Consider the following 18336-nt stretch of genomic DNA (forward strand, 5'->3'; position numbering starts at 1 on the left):
TCACCCCGCCCCTCCCTGATCTCGCATCGTCCGCGGTAGCCGGATCTCGACCTCGGTGCCGGTGCCGTGACCCGACCCCACCACGACGGCGCCCCCGAGGTCCACGACCCGGCCCACGATCGAACCGCTGACGCCGAGCCGGCCTTCGTCGTGGGCCTGCCGGAGCCGCTGCGGACTGACGCCGGGGCCGTCGTCGCGCACGCTCAGCAGCAGGTCGCCGTCCTCGTCCTCCAGCAGGACCCAGGCTCGGGCGTCGGTTCCGGCATGCCGTACGACGTTGTCCAGGGCCGCCCGTACCGCCGCGACCAGTTCCCCGGCGACCCATGCCGACACCGGCACGGCATCAGCGGGGACCGCGACCGACACCCGGACCGACCCCAGCGCCGCCAGCGCGGCGGCGACGTCGACGGCGTTGCCCACCCCCGTCCCCGGCAGGTCGCGGCCAGCGGTTCGCCCGGTGGCGATGAGGGCACGCAGCGCGGCCTCCTGTTCGGCGGCCAGCCGGGCGAGTTCGGCGCCCTCCGGTCCGAGGCCAGGTGCGCGCAGGTGCACCAGATCGAGGACCTGCAGGACGCCGTCGTGCACGGCCCGGCCGAGCCGATCACGTTCCTCCTCCTGGGCGCGGGCCGCCGACGCGGCCGCCAGTGCCGCGGCTGCCCGCTGTGACAACTGGGCGATCCAGCCGATGAGCGACCCGGCCAGGACCAGCAGCACGACGTTGTTGGCCGCGGTGTCGTCCAGCCCGCCCCGCACGGCGACGACCACCGCGCCGGTGGCCAGGCCGGCCAGCAGCCCCGCCAGCGGGCCGCGGCCCAGACCGCACGCGACGACCGCAGCCGCGGCCCACAGCACCGGGATCGTCTGGTCGGCGAGGCCCCGGTCGCCGACAGCCAGTCCCATCCCGGCCAGCGCCGCCCAGCCGACGGCCAGGTCGACCAGCAGCGCCGGGCCGCGGCGGCGGGACGGCCGGGCGTACCAGACCGTGGTCACCACGGTCCAACCGACCATGGCCGCCAGCACGATCCAGCCGAGCGCGGGCCGTACCGCGGACTCGTTGCGGACGGCGTACAGGACGACGGCGTACCCGACGGCGAGGACCCGGAACGCGGTCAACGCCCGCCACAGGTCCCCCTCGACGGCCATGGCGATCGAGGATACGGAGCCGACGGCTGCCGGGCTGGCCGTCATCGCTGCCGCCGCAGCCCGCCCGCCACACGCGACGCGGCTTCCCAACGCCGCTCCCACGTGAAGCCGGTCCACAGCAAGGCGATCCCGCAGCCGACGAGCACCACCCAGACCGGCGTCTGGCTGACGATGCCGGTCAGCGTCCGTGCCACGGCCACCCCGAGTGCGGCCATCCCGACCACGGTCGCTGCCTGCAGTCCCCACCGGTGCCCGGCCAGTAGGGCGAGCGTGCCGAGCACGACCAGCAGCGGCAGCCGCCACGGCAGTCCGTCGCCGGCGAGGACCAGGGCCGCCGTCGGAGCGAATCCCAGCACCAGACCCGGCCCCACCGCCGGCCACGACGGCCTTCGCGGCGGCATCGCCGCGGTGGTCGACGCAGCGGTGGTCGACGCGGCGGCGGACGACGGGGCAACGACCGACGTGGCAGCGGATGCCACCGCAACGGTCGATACCGGGCCGCGCCGCTGCTGGTCGCGCAGCGTGAGTACGCCGGCCGCGAGCATCACGGCCGCCAGCGGCCAGGTCGCCGCTTCGACACAGTCGATCCTCGCAGCGCCCAGCCAGGCCCAGCTGGCGAGCACGGCGGTCGCGAGCGCACCCCAGCCCGCCCCCCGCGCGCGCGGCGCGACCGCTCCCACGGCGAGCGCACCGGAGAGTACGGCGAGGCCGGCCGCCGGCCAGGCGCCCGGCGCAGGCTCCGACATCGTCTGCAGCACACCGGCACTGGCCACCAGGCAGGCGGCGAGCAACACCAGCGGCGCGGCGTCGCGCCGCCACCAGCCCACGCCCGCGACGACCGCCGCGGCCGATCCGACGACGGCCAGGCCCGTCGCGCCAGGGCCGGCTCCCAGCAGGACGGCCTCGCGGGCGGCCGCCGCCGCGAGCAGCACCACGGCAGCGCATCCCAGCGCGCAACGCACCGGCGCCGAGTCGCCGGACCCGCAGATCCGGTGACCGAAACCGGCGCCCAGCCCGGCGGTGAACGCCAGCACCAGCAGGCCCGGGCCCTGTGCGACCGGGTGCCGCACCACGAAGTCGGCCACGACGGCGAACACTGCGGCGAACACCGTGGCCGCGGCCACGCCACCCAGCCCGATCGATGCCGGCCGCCAGCCACGGCGACCCGTCACCACCGCTCCCACGGCCGGGCCTGCCGCCACCACGACGAGCCACCCGGCCGCCCGCGGCAGCGTGGCCACCGCAGTCAGGTCGGCTGCCGCGACGGCGACGATCGCCAGGAACTGCAGCGCCGCGATGGCGGCGACCACGCCGGCGGCCGCGTCACGCCAGCGCGCGACCGGCCGGCCGGCGGGCGCCGCGACCAGCAGCGCCGCGACGAGCGCGCTGAGCAACGGCCCGACGAGCGTCGCGGTTCCGCCGGGCCCGGGCGGGCTGCTCAGCGTGACGGCGAGCAGCAGGAGCTCGATCGAGACCGCTGCGCCGACGACGAGACCGAGTGTCACGTCGTACGACCGCCGTGGGTCTCGCCAGCCGCGGGCGACCAGCGGCGCGGCCGCCGCCAGTCCACCGCAGGTCAGCCCGAGCCACGGCGGCTGCCAGGTCGGTGACAGGGCAGCCGCCGCCGTCTGGAAGCCGACCACGGCGAGCGCCTGGCCGATCAGCAGCGCGACGCCGGCGGCGAGCACCCCGGTGGCCGCCCGGTGGGCCCGACGGCTCACCCAGGCAGGCCGCACCCGGCGCGCCCACCCGGTACCGGCGGCACCCAGCACGGCAAGCGTGGCCGCGACCACCGGCTGCCACGGGCCACCGGGTGTCACCGCCGCCACCACGAGGACAGCCGCCGAACTGGCGCCGACCGCAGCGCAGCAGTGCAGCGCTGGCGACCGCAGCGGCCGGGACGCCAGCCCGGCAGACACGGCGACGAGTGCGAGACCCGTTGCGGCCCAGCCGATCGTCGAGTATGGCGCGGCCAGCACCTGGCCCAGCAGCCGCCAGTCGGCCACCACCAGTCCGGCGGTGGCGGCCAGCAGCGCCTCGGCAGTCAACCGGGTACGGCGGCGGGCCAGCGCGGCCAACGCCGCGGTCAACACCGTCGCGACGGACACCAGCAGGAAGCGCCCGGCCGGGCCGATACCGGACCAGGCGACGGCGGCGAACGCGAGCGCTCCCACGGCCAGCAGCAGCGCCCCGGTCGCGCTGACCAGGACCCGGCCACGCGCGGACCAGCGGGGGTTCGAGGAGGACACACCAGGGGTGATCGTCATGCCGCCGACGCTGCCGTCGCCGGCGACGGCCCGAATCGGTCCGCGGACTCGACTCGGCGCTGCGAGGTACCCAGCGCAGGTGAGCAGGACTACCTAGTCCCCGCCGGCCCGGGACTCACATCTTGCGGAAGTCCCAGCTCACGATCTTGTCCGGGACCATCCGCAGCCACGCATGGCGTCCGTCGTGGCTCATCACACCGTCGTTGTACTTGCGGGCGTAGCGCTCCTCCACCGGGTCCAGTTCCGGGACGTCCTCGCCGGTCCGCGGCACCTCGCCCACGATCTCGACCCGGCCCAGCAGTTCGACCCCGTGCAACTGCGAGTACGACGCCCCGCCGTCCACCAGGATGCTGACGCGCGGATCACGCTGCAGATTGGCCCAGCGCTGGCTGGCCGACAGCGACGACAGCCAGATGGCACCGCCGAACCAGACGTACCACAGCGGCGAATTGTGGGGCGCGCCGTCGCCCCCGACGCTGGCGAGCCGGCATACCCACGACGCGTCCAGGAACTCGTCGAGTTCGTCCGCGGTCATCGCGATACGGCGACCGCGTCGCTGCTGGGCCGGCTCGGTCATCTGTTGTCCTCCAAGGCAGTTCGGTCAGCTGGACGCTGCATGGCGCCGCCGCCGGGCCAGGTCGGCTCGCGGCGCTCGAAGAAGGCACGGACACCTTCCCGGAAGTCCTCGGACTGCCGGATCACCTCAGCCGCCCGCTCGGTCGCGGCCCACCCTCGCGCGTCGTCCGGCTCGGCGATCTCGCGCAGGGCCACCAGGATCTGCGCGACCGACGTCGGCGCGGACGCCATGACGAGCGCCGCCGCGTCCAGCGCCGCGGCTACCGCGCGGCCCGGAGCGACCACCTGATTGACGAAGCCGAACTCGTACGCCTGCGTCGCGTCGATAGTGCCGCCAGTGAGCATGAGCCACCGGGCGACGTTGGGCGGCAACGCGCGCAGCGCGCGAAACAACGCGCCGGAAGTGGGGATGACGCCGCGGCGGGCCTCGGGCAGCCCGAACGTCGCGGTCTGCGACGCCACCACCAGGTCGCAGGCCAGCGCGATCTCGAAACCGCCGCCGAGCGCGGGGCCCTCGACCGCAGCGATCAACGGTTTGGTGCGGGGCCGGCGGATCACGCCGTACTCCCCGCCGTCCTCGGTTGCCGGACTGGCCGTAGCAGTCAGGTCGGTGCCTGCGGAGAACACCCGCGGCGTGCCGGTGATGACGCCGACCCGCAGTGCCGCATCGGCTTCCAGCTCGGCCAGCGCGGCGTCGATGCCCAGCGCCATCTCGCCGTCGATCGCGTTCCGTTTGGCTTCCCGGTCCAATCCCACGATCAGCACCGCGTCCTGACGTCGCGTGGTGACAGGCATGTCGCCTCCTGTCCTCGCGGGAACGAAACGTGCGCCCGGCAGAACCTAGCAACCGGCCGGTCAGGCGTCGGGCCGCGCAGTGCCGCCCGACGCGGCCGTCATGGCGTCGCCGTACGGTCGCGCAGCGCCAGCACCGTGTTCCAGTTGCGCATCGTGCCGAGCACGCCGAGCCGCGCGAGGGCGACCGCGGCGAGCTTGCTGCGCCCGCCGCCGCCCGGCAGTGTCAGGTAGGCGCCGTCGGCGGTCACCGTGATGCGGTCCTCGCCCCAATCCGTCGTCTGCACGGTCTCGACGGCCTGCGCGCTCGGCGTGCTCGCCAGGAACCCGACCCACAGTCGCGTCGGCGTCGCGGCCGCATCCGGGTAGGGGTTGTCCTCGACGATCCGCGCCAGGTCCGCATGCGTACGAACCAGGACGTCGACCCGCGCCGACCGGGCCGCCAGCGCCTGCTCGACCCGGGCACGGATCGCCGCCGGTGTCGTGGCATCGGCGCTCAGCAACGCGTTGCCGCTCTGCAGGTACGTCGACACCTCGTCGTACCCGAGGCCCGTGAGGACCTCGCGCAGGTCGCTCATCGGCAGCTTGCCGGTCCCTCCGACGTTCACCGCCCGCAGCAGGACCGCGTACCGCATGGCCGGGCGGGCTCAGGCGCAGACGCTGTCGGCGGCCGTGGTGACCGCGGGGTTGGAGATCCCGGTGGGAGCTGCCGCCTTGAACTGGATCGGCGACAGGTTCGTGTACGCCGATCCCACGATGACCTGGAAGGTCTTGCCGAGGCCGGTCACCGGCTGCAGTGCCGCGTCCGGCAGCGCCGCCTGCACCGTCTTCAGGGACTGGCTGTACGCCGGGTCGTACCGAATGGTCGACACCGTCTGATCGGTGTTCTTGGCCGTCTTGACCGTCCCGGCCGAGGCGAAACCGGCGGCCTTGAAATCCGACTGCACCGCCGGTCCGACCGCGGGATCGGTGGTGCCGTTGAACACCTGTACGGCGATCGTCGCGGGATCCACCGCGACCTGGGTCGGCGCGGAGGGGTCGGTGTTGACCAGCGCGGTGTCGTTGCGGATCGCGTCGAACAGCGCCTGTGAACGCGCCTTGTTCCACAGGATCAGACTCGTCTGGCCGTTGTAGACGTAGCTGGCGGTGTCCACCGCGACCGTCGTGAAGTCGACCTTCTTCATGTCGATCGTCGACAGCCGGCCGGCCAGGTCGACGAGCTGATCGCGGCCCAGCCCGTCGTCGACGGTGAGGCTGCGCAGCGCGGCGTCGATGAAGGAACTGAGCGCGACCGGGTTGCGGAGCATGTCGCCGCTGGTCGCCTTCTGCAGCATCGAGGTAATGAACCGCTGCTGGGCGTTGATCCGGCCGAAGTCCGACGTCGCGTAGATGTGCCTGGCCCGGACGTACGCCAACGCCTGAATCCCCGAGATGGTCTGCTTCCCGGCCTTGAGGTTGAGGCCCGAGTCCTTGTCCTGCAATGGCTTGGTCAAACAGACCTCGACGCCGTTCACGGCATCGACCATGTCGAGGAAGCCCTGGAAGTTCACCTCGACGTAGTGGTCGATGTGGACTCCCGTTGCCTTGGCCACGGTCTTGACGATGCAGTTGGGACCGCCGATGGAGAACGCCACGTTGATCCGCGTCCGGACCGGCGCCGTCCGATTGCCCTTGGTGTCACGGCATTGCGGGATGTCGACCAGCGAGTCGCGCGGGAAACCGACGACGGTGACGTGGCCGGCGTCCTTGCCGATATGGATCAGCATGATGGTGTCGGTGTGTTCGCCGTAGTCGTCGACCCCGACGTGCAACCGGGTCGCCTCGGCGTTGGACAGCCCGTCACGGTTGTCCGAGCCGACGAGCAGGATGTTGATCGATCCCATGCCCGCGGCGGTCACCGCGGGTTGCTGGTCGGCCGGGTCGCCCGACGAGGCGTCCGGGTCGGTGATGGCCACCCGCTTGATCTCGCTGTCCAGCCGTTGCGACACCGCCCAGCCGGCGCTGCTGCCCACCAGCACCAGCAGAGCGAACACCGCGACGACCGCTCTGCCCACCCGCTGCACCCGGCTCCGGCCGCCAGGTCCACCAGCGGCGACCGGCGCCGCCTGGTCGGCCCCGCCCGGCGGATCGGCGTACCGGCTCGTGGCACCGTCCGCGGCAGGCTGCGCGGTCGCGTCGGAGTCAGGCGGCGGCGCTTCGGGCACGGAGCAGTCTCCCCGATTCGATGGGTGGGCCCTCGGACGATACCGGCGACCATTGCCGCCGGTAGCCGCCAGAACCCGTCGGATCGACGCTGCAGTCCGCCGGACGGTTCCCGGCGCCCCGTCGAGCCGGCAAAGTCGGCGAAAGATGTCGCGCCCGACCTGTCGATCCGGGCACGGTCGGCTCGTACAAGGGATGAGGCGCCGGAACCGCCGGCCGCCCGGTCACAAGGAGTACGACGATGACCCAGTACCTGCTGTCCGTCTGGTCCGCCGAAGGCGACGTGGAGCCCACCGCCGAGCAGATCGCCCAGATGTACGCCGACGTGGATTCGTTCAACCAGCGCGTGAAGGAAGCCGGCGCCTGGGTTTTCGGGGGCGGTCTGCACCCGGCCCACACCGCCACGGTCGTGGACGGCACGGCCGGTGATCTGATCACGACCGACGGCCCGTTCGCGGAGGCCAAGGAGCAACTCGGCGGCTTCTGGATCATCGAGGCCGCCGACCTCGACGCGGCGTTGGCGTGGGCCCGCGACGGCAGTTTCGCCTGCCAGGGCAAGGTCGAGGTCCGGCCGTTCCAGGACATGTAGGCCGGCCTTGCCCATCGAACCGCAGGTCCCGGCGGTCGACGCGACGGTCGAACGCGTCTTCCGCCGGGACTCCGGCCGGGCGGTGGCGACGCTGACCCGGCTGGTCGGTGACCTCGGCGTGGCCGAGGAGTGCGTCCAGGAGGCGTACGTCGCGGCACTGCACCACTGGCCGCGCACCGGCGTACCGCCGAACCCGGCCGGCTGGATCCTCACCACCGCGCGCCGTCGCGCGATCGACCGGTTCCGCCGTGACTCGCTGCGCCACGACAAGCACGCCCAAGCCGAGCTGATGCGCGACCCCGACGCAGCCGGTAGCGCCGACGGCGCCGACCAGGAGGTGAGCGGGGTGGCCGACGACCGGCTGCGGCTGGTCTTCACCTGCTGCCACCCGTCGCTGGCGCGGGCGACCCAGGTCGCCTTGACGCTGCGGCTGGTGGCGGGACTGCAGACCGCCGAGATCGCCCGGGCGTTCCTCGTCCCGGAGCCGACCATGGCGCAGCGGCTGGTCCGGGCGAAGGCGAAGATCAAGGCCGCGCGGATCCCGTACCGCGTGCCCGGCGACGCGGAGCTTCCCGACCGGCTGCCCCCGGTACTGCAGGTGATCTACCTGGTCTTCAACGAGGGCTACGTCGCCAGCGCCGGTGACCGGCTGGTCCGCGAATCGCTGTGCGAGGAGGCGATCCGGCTCGCGCGGCTCGTGCACGACCTCATGCCGGACGAACCGGAGGTCACCGGCCTGCTGGCGCTGCTGCTGCTGACCCATGCCCGTCGCGGCGCCCGCGCCGCCGCCGACGGCGGCCTGGTCCGGCTCGCCGAGCAGGACCGCCGCGACTGGGACGCCGTCGCGATAGCCGAGGGCCACGAGCTGGTCCGGGCCTGCCTGCGGCGCAATACGCCTGGGCCGTACCAGCTACAGGCGGCGATCGCCGCGGTCCACGCCGACGCGGCGACCGCAGCCGACACCGACTGGGCACAGATCGTGCTGCTGTACGACCACCTGCTGGCGCTGACCGGCAGCGGCGTGGTCGCCACGAACCGGGCCGTCGCGATCGCCGAACTCGACGGTCCGGCCGCGGCGCTGGCGAGCCTGGACCGCCTCGACCTGACCGGCTACTACCTGTGGCACGCCGCACGTGCCGATGCGCTCGCCCGGCTGGGCCGTCACGACGAGGCGGTGTCGGCGTACGACGACGCCCTGCGCCGCACGGACAATGCCGTGGAACAGCGATTCCTGCGCCGCCGGCGAGACGAGTCGGCAGCGACCAGCGCCGCCCCGCCGGCCGCCGACGCCGGCCGGTCGTCACCGCCGTGGGATCAATCTCGCTGAACTTGACAGCGGCAACGACCGGCCGTTAGGCATCGCCAATGCCCACCCACCCCACAGCTCACCGTCGCGTCGTCGACAGTGGGCAGGACTGCTGCTGCCGGAGCACCGTGTGACTGTTGACCTGACTCCCGATCCTGCGGTCGCTGAACTGGCCGCCCGCACCGCTGAGTTCGTCAGGACGGTGGTGTTGCCCGTCGAACAGCGGGTCGGGGGAATCGTCCATTCCGGCGGGCCGGTCCGCCAGGAGCTGCAGGACGCCGCCCGTGAGGCGGGCCTGCTCAGCCCGCAGGTGTCGCCCAGCTACGGCGGGCACGGGCTGGACGCCCGGGGTCAGGCGCTCGTCTTCGAGCAGGCCGGCTACGCGCTGCTCGGACCGCTGGCGATGAACTGCGCGGCCCCGGACGAGGGCAACATGCACCTGCTCGAGGTCGTGGCCGACGACATGCAGCGCGAGCGCTTCCTGCGCCCGCTGGCCGAGGGCCGGGTCCGGTCGTGCTTCGCGATGACCGAGCCCGCGCCGGGCGCGGGTTCGGACCCCCGGGCCCTGGCCACCACCGCGACCAAGGTCCCGGGCGGGTGGAGCATCACCGGGCACAAGTGGTTCATCAGTGGCGCGCGCGGCGCGGCGTTCAGCATCTGCATGGCCCGTACCTCCGGTTCCCCGGGCGATGCCGGCGGCGCCACGATGTTCCTGCTGGACATGGACACGCCCGGCGTGACCTACGTCCGCGACATCGACACGATGGACCAGGGGATCTTCGCCGGACACAGCGAACTGAGGTTCGACGGCGCCTTCGTTCCGGACGACTGCATCCTCGGCGAGGTGGACAAGGGATTCGAGTACGCCCAGGTCCGGCTGGCCCCTGCCCGGCTCACCCACTGCATGCGGTGGCTCGGTGCGGCCAGCCACGCGCACGACCTGGCCATGCGGCACGCGACCAACCGTCGCGCGTTCGGTTCGCGACTGGCGGATCTCGGTATGGCGCAACAGCACCTGGCCGACAACGAGATCGACCTGGAGACCTCGCGCGCCATGGTCATGCGGTGCGCCTGGGAGCTCGACCAGGACTCCAACAGCGCGGAATCGGCACGGCTGTCGTCGATTGCGAAGGTATTCGTGTCCGAGGCGGTGAACCGGGTCGTGGACCGGTCGTTGCAGTTGTGCGGTGCGCTGGGCGCCTCGGAGGACATCCTGGTCGCCCGGTACCTGCGGGACGCCCGGGCCTTCCGCATCTACGACGGGTCCTCCGAGACCCACCGGTGGGCGCTGGCCCGCCGGGCGGTACGCCGCGCCACCCGGCAGCAGGAGTCAGCCGGATGAGTTTCCCCATCCGTTCCGGCACTGCGGCGACGGGGGCTCCGGCGACTGCGGGCGTACGACGGTGACGGCGGTTCCGGGGATCGACCTTCCTGCCGCGCAGGCCCATTTCGGCGCGGTGCTGGGCTGCGATCCGTCGAGTATCAGTTTCTCGCTGATCGCCGGCGGGCGGTCGAACCTCACCTACCTGATGTCAGCCGGCGGGCGGGACCTGGTGTTGCGGCGGCCGCCGCTGGGCCACGTCCTGCCGTCCGCTCATGACATGGGCCGGGAGTACCGGGTCATTTCCGCGCTGTACGGCACGGCGGTCCGGGTCCCGGAACCGATCGCTGCGGCCGGGGCGGACAACCCGTTGGGGTGGCCGTACTTCGTGATGGCGCGGGTCGCCGGCAGCGTGGTCAGCAACGCCGCGGCTGCCCGGGAACTCACCCCGGATCAGGCCAGGCGCGCCTCGGTGAGCCTGGTCGAGCAACTCGTCGCGATCCACACCGTCGACCTCGACGCGATCGGCCTGGCCGACCTCGGCCGGCCCGCCGGTTTCATGGCGCGGCAGGTGAAGCGCTGGCTGGAGCAGTGGCGTGCCTCCGGTGGCGTCGAGACCGGGCTGCCGATGGAACGGCTGGGGGCCGGGGTGCTCGAGTCGTTGCCGCCCACCGCCTCGACCGGTCTGGTGCACGGCGACTACCGGCTCGACAACACCATCCTGGCCGCTGACGACCCCGGCCGGGTGGCCGCGGTGATCGACTGGGAGATGGCCACGCTGGGCGATCCGCTGGCCGACCTGGGCGTCTTCGCGACGTACTGGGATCCGGTCACCGAGCCGCTCACCGGCGGTGGCCACGCCATGGACGCCAACCCCGGGTTCCCCGACACCGCGACGTTGCTGCGCATGTACGAGGACGCCTGCGGCCGGTCCCTGGGGCCGATCTCACCGTACGTCGCCTTCGGCCATTTCAAGCTCGCCGCGATCGCCCAGACGATCGCCGCGCGCCACGACCAGGGCCTGACGGTGGGCGAGCAGTTCGCCGCCGCGGCCGGCGTCGTTCCCGAGCTGGTCCACGGTGGCCTGGCGGTCCTGGCCGCCGGCGAGAGCTAGCGCGACACCGTGTCGCGACGCCGGCGAACCATCGGTGTCGCGCGGCGGCTCAGAAGTACGCGCGCTGCACGTGTTCGGCGACTGCTGCCGGGCGCGAACCGCCCTCGATCTCGATCGTGGTGCGCATGACGACCTGCAGGCCGCCGTCGACCTCGGTCACCTCGAGCAGGTCGGTGCTGGACCTGACCCGCGAGCCGACGACGACCGGGGTGATGAACCGGACCTTGTTGAGCCCGTAGTTGATATTCATCCGGGTGCCGTCGTACACGAACGCACCAGCGGTGAGCGCCGGCAGCAGCGAGAGGGTCAGGAAGCCGTGGGCGATCGTGCCGCCGAAAGGTCCCTGGGCGGCGCGAGCGACATCGACGTGAATCCACTGCCGGTCACCGGTGACCTCGGCGAACGTGTCGACCATCTCCTGCGTGATGTCCAGCCAGTCGCTGACGCCGAGGTGCGTCCCGGCTGCGGCGCGAATATCGGCCTCGGTGGTGAGGTGTTTCATGGGCCGGTCCTCCGATGGGTTCGCCTGCGGGACGCCACAGAGTACCGATGCGCGGACGATGAACTCGACCGCGTCACTCGCCCCATCGCCGGTGGCTACTAGGGTGCCGGCTACCCGTTCTGCTGTCTGGCTGGCGGTCCGGCGAGTCTGCTGTCTGGCTGGCCGCCCGGCGGGCTGTCCGGGTGGGCAACGACGAAGGGACCAGCACATGGTTGCCATGGGAGTCCTGCTCAGCGATGTCCCACTGACAGTTCCGGCGGCCCAGCAGTTCCAGGACCTCGTCCGCATCGCGCGGGCCGCCGACCGCAACGGATTCAGCTATATCGCGGTCGGTCAGCATTTCGTCGAAGGCGACAGCCGGTGGCTGCAGCCGATCCCGCTGCTGGCCCGGTTGGCAGCCGAGGTCGGTCCGAGTGTCCGCCTGCTGACACACATCGCCATCGCGCCCTTGTATCCCCCGGTGTTGCTCGCCGAGGAGTTGGCGACGCTCGACATCGTCACCGACGGCCGGCTGATCTTCGGTGCCGGCCTGGGCTACCGGCCCGACGAGTTCGCGAGCCTGGGCGTCCCGTTCGCCGAACGCGCCGCCCGGTTCGACGACATCCTCGAAGTCCTCCCGCTGCTGTGGACCCGCGACGTCGTCGACTTCACCGGCCGCCACCTGCGACTGCAGCACGTGCGTACCCACCTGCGCCCGGTGCAGCAGCCGCACGTGCCGATCTGGGTGGGCGGCACGAGCGACGCGGCGATCCAACGGGCAGCCCGCTGTGCGGATGCGTGGGTGGCCCCGCAGGAGACGACCCCGGAACTGGCCATCGACCGCTGGAAGGTCTTGCGGGCCGGGCTCGAGGCGCGGGGCAAACAGTTCGGCCCGCAACCGTTCCGGCGCAACGTCGTGATCGCCGACAGCCAGGAGCAGGCGAACGCCGAATACCGGCGGGTGGCCGAGGCGACGTACGCCAACTACGCGTCCCGGGGGGCGGATCCGTTGGGCGGCCGGCCTTCCGGCGAGGAGTTCATCCGGTCCGTCCAGTCCCACGCCGTGCTCGGGACGGCGGACACCGTCGTACCGCGGCTGGTCGCCCTGGTCGAACAACTACCCATCGACCCGCTCATCGTCCGGCCGCAATGGCCCGGCATGAGTGCCGACGAGACGATCGAGGTCATCGACCGGCTGGGGCAGGATCTGGTGCCGGCGATCCGTGCCGTACCAGCACATACCCGGCTGTGAGCGAACGTCCCCGTTCCGATCCCGGCGCGGGGAGCCGGTTCGGACGAACCGGCTCCCCGCCTGCCTGATCAGGTTCAGCGCGTGGCCGCGTCCAGGTAGGACATGTCGACCCGGCTCGCGTACGACCAGGTCGGGTCCGACGTCGTGACGTAGGTCAGACCCATGTTCTGCACGAACGTGGTGACCCCGGCCCACGCCTGCTCGGTGATCCGGCCGCCGTCCGGCAGCCAGGCGAAACGCTGGCTGTCGATGAGCTGCGCCAGGTCGGCCTTGGGGATCGCCTTCCAGTCCTCGCGCTGGTACAGCAGCTCGGCGAGCTGCGTGCCCGTGTGGTCCTTGATGTACGTCATCGCCTTCTCCATGCCGCGCACGAAACGGACCAGCTGGTCCTTCAGCGGCGGGAGGTTGGCCTTCATCCCCCAGAATCCGCTGTCGATGAAGTTCAGATCGCGCACCGCTGCCGGCAACTTGCTCGGGTCCCGCGGGTCGATGATCAGCGACATCTTCCCCGCAGCGATACCGCTGGTGAACTGTCCGTAGGTGCTGCCGCCGCAGTCGTTGGTCCCGGCCGCGACGGTGGCCGAAATGGCCGGCACGTCCTGCGACGCGATGATCCGGTAGTCCAGACCCAGCGCCCGCTTGTAGGCCGTGACCCACCCGAAGGGCGAGGTTGCCTCCGTCGAGGTGATCACGGTCTTGCACTGGTCGAGCGAGGTGATACCGGGCTTGCCCACCACGAAGCCGGCCGCCTTGTTGCCCAGCGCCCAGAACAGGATCGCGGTGTCCTTGCCCTGCTTGGCCACCGTGATCGGCGCGAGCGCACCGCCTTGCGCGATGTCGGCCTGGCCGGACGTCACCGACGTCACCGTGTTGGCACCCGCTACCGTGAGGTCGACGTCGACGCCCTCGGCGGCGAACAGCCCCGCCTGCTTGGCGACGAAGACCGGTGTCGACGACGGGTCGGTTGTCGCCACGACGACCCGTAGCTTCGGCAGCGGGCCGGAGCCCGAGCTGCTCGCGTCCGGTGAGCTGCTGCCGCACGCCGCGAACAGCATCGCCCCGCCGGCCAACCCCGCCGCGAGTGCAACGGCCCGGCGGCGCCGGACGAGCGGTCGAGCTGACGGAGTGGTCCTACGTCGATCCACCATCACACTTCCTCGCATCATCAGCGGCTGACAGCTCGACGGCAAGGAAGCCCCCGACATGAATCAACCGACAGGAACAATAGGCGAGGCGACGTCCCCTCGATTCCCGTCAACCCTGAGCGGGCCGGTCGTCGCCTGACGCAGCAGTGGAACGGCGTTCTGCGGATGTCAAGAACGCTTGTCGAAGCTCGCCCCGTGTCCATACCAAGCGCCCTGCAGGAGCCGGGCGCCGATGCCCTAGAGGTCGCGCGCCGCCGCCCTGTCCGTGATCTCTCGCTGCAGTCGGTTGCCCATCGGCCAGCCCGCGTAGAAGGCGACCTGGACCGCCATCTCCTGCAGCTGTTCGACGGTCATCTCCCCTTGGTAGAGCGCGGCATCGATGTGCACCCCGGCCTCCGCGATCGCGCCGCGGGTGGCGAGGATCGCCAGCGTGATCAGGCGCCGGTCACGCCGGCTCAGACCGGGGCGCTGCCAGACACCCTCGATCAGCACATCGGCGTTGTACTGCGCCAACGGATCACCCGAGCGGAAGTCGGTGAACGGCGCGAACGGGTGGACGTCGGCAGCGCCCGCGGCGCTCGGTTCGGCCTCGGAGTTCGTCATGGCCGGGACCGTAGCGCGCCGGCTCGGATCCTGAAAAGGCTAGGGACGGAAGGTCAAGCACGTCGGGGAGCCGACGGTGACGCTGCATCACTCGGTGCTGCTGCATCGCCGGCGTTCACCGGCACCACCGTCGGTGCGCTGGCGCTGCCACGCCGGTTCGGGCCGGCGAGCAGGTAGGCGGTGATCGCGGTCAGGACACTGAAGCACCCGGCGAGCAGGAGGCTGACAGTGAAGCCACCCTCAGCCGGATAGGTGTCACCCGGGGCGGTAAACGCGTACAGCACAAGGGCTCCCAGCGCACTGCCCGCGGTCTGACCCAGATTCCGCAGCACCTGGTAGAACCCGGTGGCGCTTCCGGTCTCCTCCGGTGGGACCGCCCGCACGATCAGGCCGGGCATCGCGGCGAAGGTGAAGCCGACACCGACGCCGGAGATGAAGACGACACCGAACGTCACCCACAACGACCTGTGCTCCAGCGCGAAGAAGACGCTCGCGACCGCGAACAGCAGGGCGCCGACGGGGATCATCGACCGGGTACCGAATCGGCGTTCGTACACGCCCAGGAGCCGGCTGACGATCACCGTCCCGATGGACACCGGGACGAGAATGAGCCCGGATAGCGCCACCGAGGCGCCGAAACCGAAACCGGTCGAGGTCGGCACCTGCATCAGTTCGACGATGATCGGCATGTAGAGGTACGAGGCGACGCAGATCAGGAACACCGCGACGTCGGCGGTGAGCACGAGACGGTGCCGTACCTGTCGGAGGTCGACCAGCGGATCCTCACAACGCAGCTGGTGCCATACCCAGACGGCCAGGAACACGACGCTGCCGGCAGCAACGCCGACGCTGCGTGCGGACGTCCAGCCCCAGCTGCCGCTCTCGCTCAACCAGATCGAGGCGGCGACGACCCCCACGCTGAGGGTCACCGCGCCGAGCAGGTCGAATCGTCGGGCGACGAGCGGGACCCGGCCGGGCAGCACCGTGCACGCCAGCACCAGGCCGATACCGGTGGTGATCGCGCCCAGCCAGAAGGCGGCGCGGTAGTCCGCGAACTGCACCACCAGGCCGGTCAACGGGAATCCCACCGCGGCGCCCACCGTGGACGTGATCGACAGCGTGGCGACAGTCTGGGCCAACCGCTTGCGGGGCAACCGGATCCGCGCGATGGCGATGGCGACCGGCACCAGGCCGAGGCCGACTCCCTGCGCGGTCCGGGCGGCGATGAGGACCGGGAAGCTCACGGGCAGTGCTGCCACGACGCAGCCACCCAGCACCACGCACAACCCCACGATGGCGATCAGCCGCTGCCGGGGGCCGTCGGCGAGGCGGCCCAGGATCGGCGAGGCGACCGCGCCGGACAGCAGGGCTGCGGTGAGGATCCACTGCGCGGTACCCAGCGGGACACCGTTGTCGCGGGCGATCGTGGGGATCAGCGGAGCACCGAGACTGGACACCACCGAGACGTTGACCGCCAAGGCCACCAACGTCGGGACGAGCGCTCGATCGCGCCAGGTCCTGCTCGAGGTCGTACGCGCTCACCCCTCTGTCGTGCGCCGAAGCCGGATGTCAATCGCGGTGTACTACCGCACCCGCACGGTAGACCCGACGGGATCCCGGCGCGCGGTCGACCCCCATCCGCCACCCAGTCCGCCCGGAATGCCCGGCCGGGATCGCGCTCCCGGCCGGTAGCCTCGCGTGGATCGCGGCACGGTCGGCGGAGGGAGACGACGATGACGGACCTGGCGATCGAAGCCACCGGGCTCGTCAAGATCTTCGGCGACAACCGGGCCGTGGACGGCGTCGATCTCGCCGTCCCCGGTGGCACGGTCTACGGCGTCCTCGGACCCAACGGTGCCGGCAAGACGACCACCATCCGGATGCTCGCCACCTTGCTGCAGCCGGACGGCGGGACCGCCCGGGTCATGGGTCACGACGTGGTCTCCGAGGCTCGGCAGGTCCGCAAGGCGGTCAGTCTCACCGGCCAGTTCGCGTCTGTCGACGAGGAACTGACCGGTACCGAGAACCTCGTCCTGCTCGCCCGCCTGTACGGCTACCGCAGGGGGGCGGCTCGCCGGCGCGCGGCGGAACTGCTGGCTGCGTTCGGCATCGCCGACGCCGCGGGCCGGCAGGTCAAGTCGTACTCCGGCGGGATGCGGCGGCGCATCGACATCGCCGCCAGCATCGTGGTCACTCCGCAGCTGCTGTTCCTCGACGAGCCGACGACCGGGCTGGACCCTCGTAGCCGCAACCAGGTGTGGGACGTCGTCCGGCTGATGGTCGACTGCGGGACGACCGTCCTGCTCACCACGCAGTACCTCGACGAGGCCGACCAGCTCGCCGACCGGATCGCCGTGATCGATCACGGCCGCGTCATCGCCGAGGGCACCAGCAGTGAGCTGAAGTCCCGCGCCGGTGCCGGCTCACTGCAGCTTCGACTCGCGCAGCCCGCGCTGCGCGACCAGGTGAAGGACCGCCTCGCTGCACTGCTCGGACTTCCGGTGGTCGCCGACGGCGACCCGGCGGTGCTGACCGCGCAGGTCGCCGATCCCGGGCGGGTCGCCGCCGTGCTGGCCCGGCTCGCCGACGACGGGGTCGACATCGTCGGCTACGCGGTCGGGCAGCCGAGCCTCGACGAAGTGTTCCTGGCGCTCACCGGCCACCACGCCGAAACGACGGACGAGGAGGTGGCATGAGTACGCCGACGGCCCAGGCCGCACCGGACACCGCTGTGGCCGGCGACGGGCTGCGGGGCGTCCTGGCGACCGGCAGCCGCCCGCCGGCACCCGGGGCGGTCACGAACTCGCTCACCTACGGCTGGCGTGCCCTGCTCCGGATCAAACACGTGCCCGAACAACTCATCGACGTCACGCTGTTTCCGATCATGTTCACGCTCATGTTCACGTTCCTGTTCGGTGGCGCGCTGGCCGGCTCCCCGTCGGAGTACGTGCAGTTCCTGCTTCCCGGGATCCTCGTGCAGACCACGGTCTTCATCACGATGTACACGGGCCTGAACATGGCCACCGACATCGACAAGGGCATGTTCGACCGATTCCGGTCGCTGCCGATCTGGCAACCGGCACCGGTCGTCGGAGCGATGCTCGGAGATCTCGCCCGGTTCGCCACAGCCTGCGCAATGGTCATCGTGCTGGGACTGATCCTCGGCTTCCGTCCGGTGGGCGGTCCGACCGGTGTTCTGCTGGCCATCGCGCTCGTCCTGGTGTTCTGCTGGGCGGTGTCCTGGATCTGGATCCTGGTGGGGCTGTATGTCCGGAGCCCGAACTCGGTCATGGGGATCAGCATGATGATCCTGTTCCCGCTGACCTTCGCCAGCAACATCTTCGTGGATCCCGCCACGATGCCCGGGTGGCTGCAGACGGTGGTCGAGTACAACCCGATCAGCTACCTGGTCACTGCGGTTCGCGACCTCATGGCCGGACAGCTGCCGGGATCGGACCTCACCGTCGTGCTGGTCGTCGCGGCGGCGATCGTCGCGAGTTTCGGGCCGCTGTCGATGCACCGGTACCGGACCCGCTGACGTCGGC

The 18336-nt window shown here is 71.5% G+C and carries 17 protein-coding genes; 7 read left to right on the top strand and 10 right to left on the bottom strand.

Annotated features, from left to right (window positions below; all coding sequences use genetic code 11):
- The 6 genes from EPO13_11810 to EPO13_11835 form a co-directional block, all read right to left on the bottom strand.
- A complete protein-coding gene (locus tag EPO13_11810; protein TAK68230.1) occupies positions 1-1143 on the bottom strand; it encodes a sensor histidine kinase in 1143 nt (380 codons plus the stop codon).
- Positions 1144-1184: 41 nt separating this feature from the next.
- Entirely contained in the window at positions 1185-3410 is a 2226-nt protein-coding gene (locus EPO13_11815; GenBank protein TAK68231.1) for a DUF2157 domain-containing protein, read from the bottom strand.
- Between the two features lie 115 nt (positions 3411-3525).
- Positions 3526-3987 carry a pyridoxamine 5'-phosphate oxidase family protein gene (locus tag EPO13_11820; GenBank protein ID TAK68232.1) on the bottom strand — a complete coding sequence of 154 codons (462 nt, stop codon included), beginning with the start codon at positions 3985-3987 and terminating at the stop codon, positions 3526-3528.
- Positions 3984-4781: an enoyl-CoA hydratase gene (locus EPO13_11825; protein ID TAK68233.1), complete on the bottom strand. Its 798-nt coding sequence runs from the start codon at positions 4779-4781 to the stop codon at positions 3984-3986. The genes EPO13_11820 and EPO13_11825 overlap by 4 nt, the downstream gene beginning before the upstream one ends.
- Positions 4782-4879: 98 nt before the next feature.
- On the bottom strand, positions 4880-5413 hold the full coding sequence (locus EPO13_11830; GenBank protein ID TAK68234.1) for a DUF1697 domain-containing protein: 534 nt from the start codon (positions 5411-5413) through the stop codon (positions 4880-4882).
- A 12-nt stretch (positions 5414-5425) separates the two neighbouring features.
- Positions 5426-6982: a hypothetical protein gene (locus EPO13_11835; protein TAK68235.1), complete on the bottom strand. Its 1557-nt coding sequence runs from the start codon at positions 6980-6982 to the stop codon at positions 5426-5428.
- A gap of 239 nt (positions 6983-7221) precedes the next feature.
- Between EPO13_11835 and EPO13_11840 the strand changes: the two genes are divergently transcribed.
- The 4 genes from EPO13_11840 to EPO13_11855 all read left to right on the top strand — a co-directional run bounded on the left by EPO13_11840 (position 7222) and on the right by EPO13_11855 (position 11310).
- The gene (locus tag EPO13_11840; GenBank protein TAK68236.1) at positions 7222-7569 is read left to right on the top strand and encodes a hypothetical protein; all 348 of its coding nucleotides are present in this window, start codon (positions 7222-7224) and stop codon (positions 7567-7569) included.
- Positions 7570-7582: 13 nt separating this feature from the next.
- Positions 7583-8896 carry an RNA polymerase sigma factor gene (locus EPO13_11845; protein TAK68313.1) on the top strand — a complete coding sequence of 438 codons (1314 nt, stop codon included), beginning with the start codon at positions 7583-7585 and terminating at the stop codon, positions 8894-8896.
- Positions 8781-10217 carry an acyl-CoA dehydrogenase gene (locus tag EPO13_11850; protein ID TAK68237.1) on the top strand — a complete coding sequence of 479 codons (1437 nt, stop codon included), beginning with the start codon at positions 8781-8783 and terminating at the stop codon, positions 10215-10217. The genes EPO13_11845 and EPO13_11850 overlap by 116 nt, the downstream gene beginning before the upstream one ends.
- A 61-nt stretch (positions 10218-10278) precedes the next feature.
- Entirely contained in the window at positions 10279-11310 is a 1032-nt protein-coding gene (locus EPO13_11855; protein ID TAK68238.1) for a phosphotransferase family protein, read from the top strand.
- A gap of 49 nt (positions 11311-11359) precedes the next feature.
- On the opposite strand, the gene EPO13_11860 is transcribed toward EPO13_11855, so the two are convergent.
- Positions 11360-11812 carry a MaoC family dehydratase gene (locus EPO13_11860; protein ID TAK68239.1) on the bottom strand — a complete coding sequence of 151 codons (453 nt, stop codon included), beginning with the start codon at positions 11810-11812 and terminating at the stop codon, positions 11360-11362.
- Positions 11813-12020: 208 nt separating this feature from the next.
- Between EPO13_11860 and EPO13_11865 the strand changes: the two genes are divergently transcribed.
- Positions 12021-13043 carry a TIGR03619 family F420-dependent LLM class oxidoreductase gene (locus tag EPO13_11865; protein ID TAK68240.1) on the top strand — a complete coding sequence of 341 codons (1023 nt, stop codon included), beginning with the start codon at positions 12021-12023 and terminating at the stop codon, positions 13041-13043.
- A 74-nt stretch (positions 13044-13117) separates the two neighbouring features.
- On the opposite strand, the gene EPO13_11870 is transcribed toward EPO13_11865, so the two are convergent.
- The 3 genes from EPO13_11870 to EPO13_11880 form a co-directional block, all read right to left on the bottom strand.
- A complete protein-coding gene (locus EPO13_11870) occupies positions 13118-14248 on the bottom strand; it encodes an ABC transporter substrate-binding protein (protein TAK68241.1) in 1131 nt (376 codons plus the stop codon).
- 177 nt (positions 14249-14425) lie between these two features.
- Positions 14426-14791 carry a carboxymuconolactone decarboxylase family protein gene (locus EPO13_11875; protein ID TAK68242.1) on the bottom strand — a complete coding sequence of 122 codons (366 nt, stop codon included), beginning with the start codon at positions 14789-14791 and terminating at the stop codon, positions 14426-14428.
- A 53-nt stretch (positions 14792-14844) separates the two neighbouring features.
- The gene (locus EPO13_11880) at positions 14845-16278 is read right to left on the bottom strand and encodes an MFS transporter (GenBank protein ID TAK68243.1); all 1434 of its coding nucleotides are present in this window, start codon (positions 16276-16278) and stop codon (positions 14845-14847) included.
- Between the two features lie 246 nt (positions 16279-16524).
- Here EPO13_11880 and EPO13_11885 point away from each other — a divergent pair, with 246 nt between their 5' ends.
- Together EPO13_11885 and EPO13_11890 are read left to right on the top strand one after the other, a co-directional pair.
- Entirely contained in the window at positions 16525-17487 is a 963-nt protein-coding gene (locus EPO13_11885) for an ATP-binding cassette domain-containing protein (protein TAK68244.1), read from the top strand.
- Positions 17484-18329 (top strand): ABC transporter permease, encoded by an 846-nt coding sequence (locus EPO13_11890; GenBank protein ID TAK68245.1) that lies wholly within the window; start codon positions 17484-17486, stop codon positions 18327-18329. The genes EPO13_11885 and EPO13_11890 overlap by 4 nt, the downstream gene beginning before the upstream one ends.
- The last annotated feature ends 7 nt before the right edge of the window (positions 18330-18336 follow it).

It is taken from the genome of Actinomycetota bacterium (assembly GCA_004297305.1).
In the GTDB taxonomy this organism is placed as follows: Bacteria; Actinomycetota; Actinomycetes; order S36-B12; family FW305-bin1; genus FW305-bin1.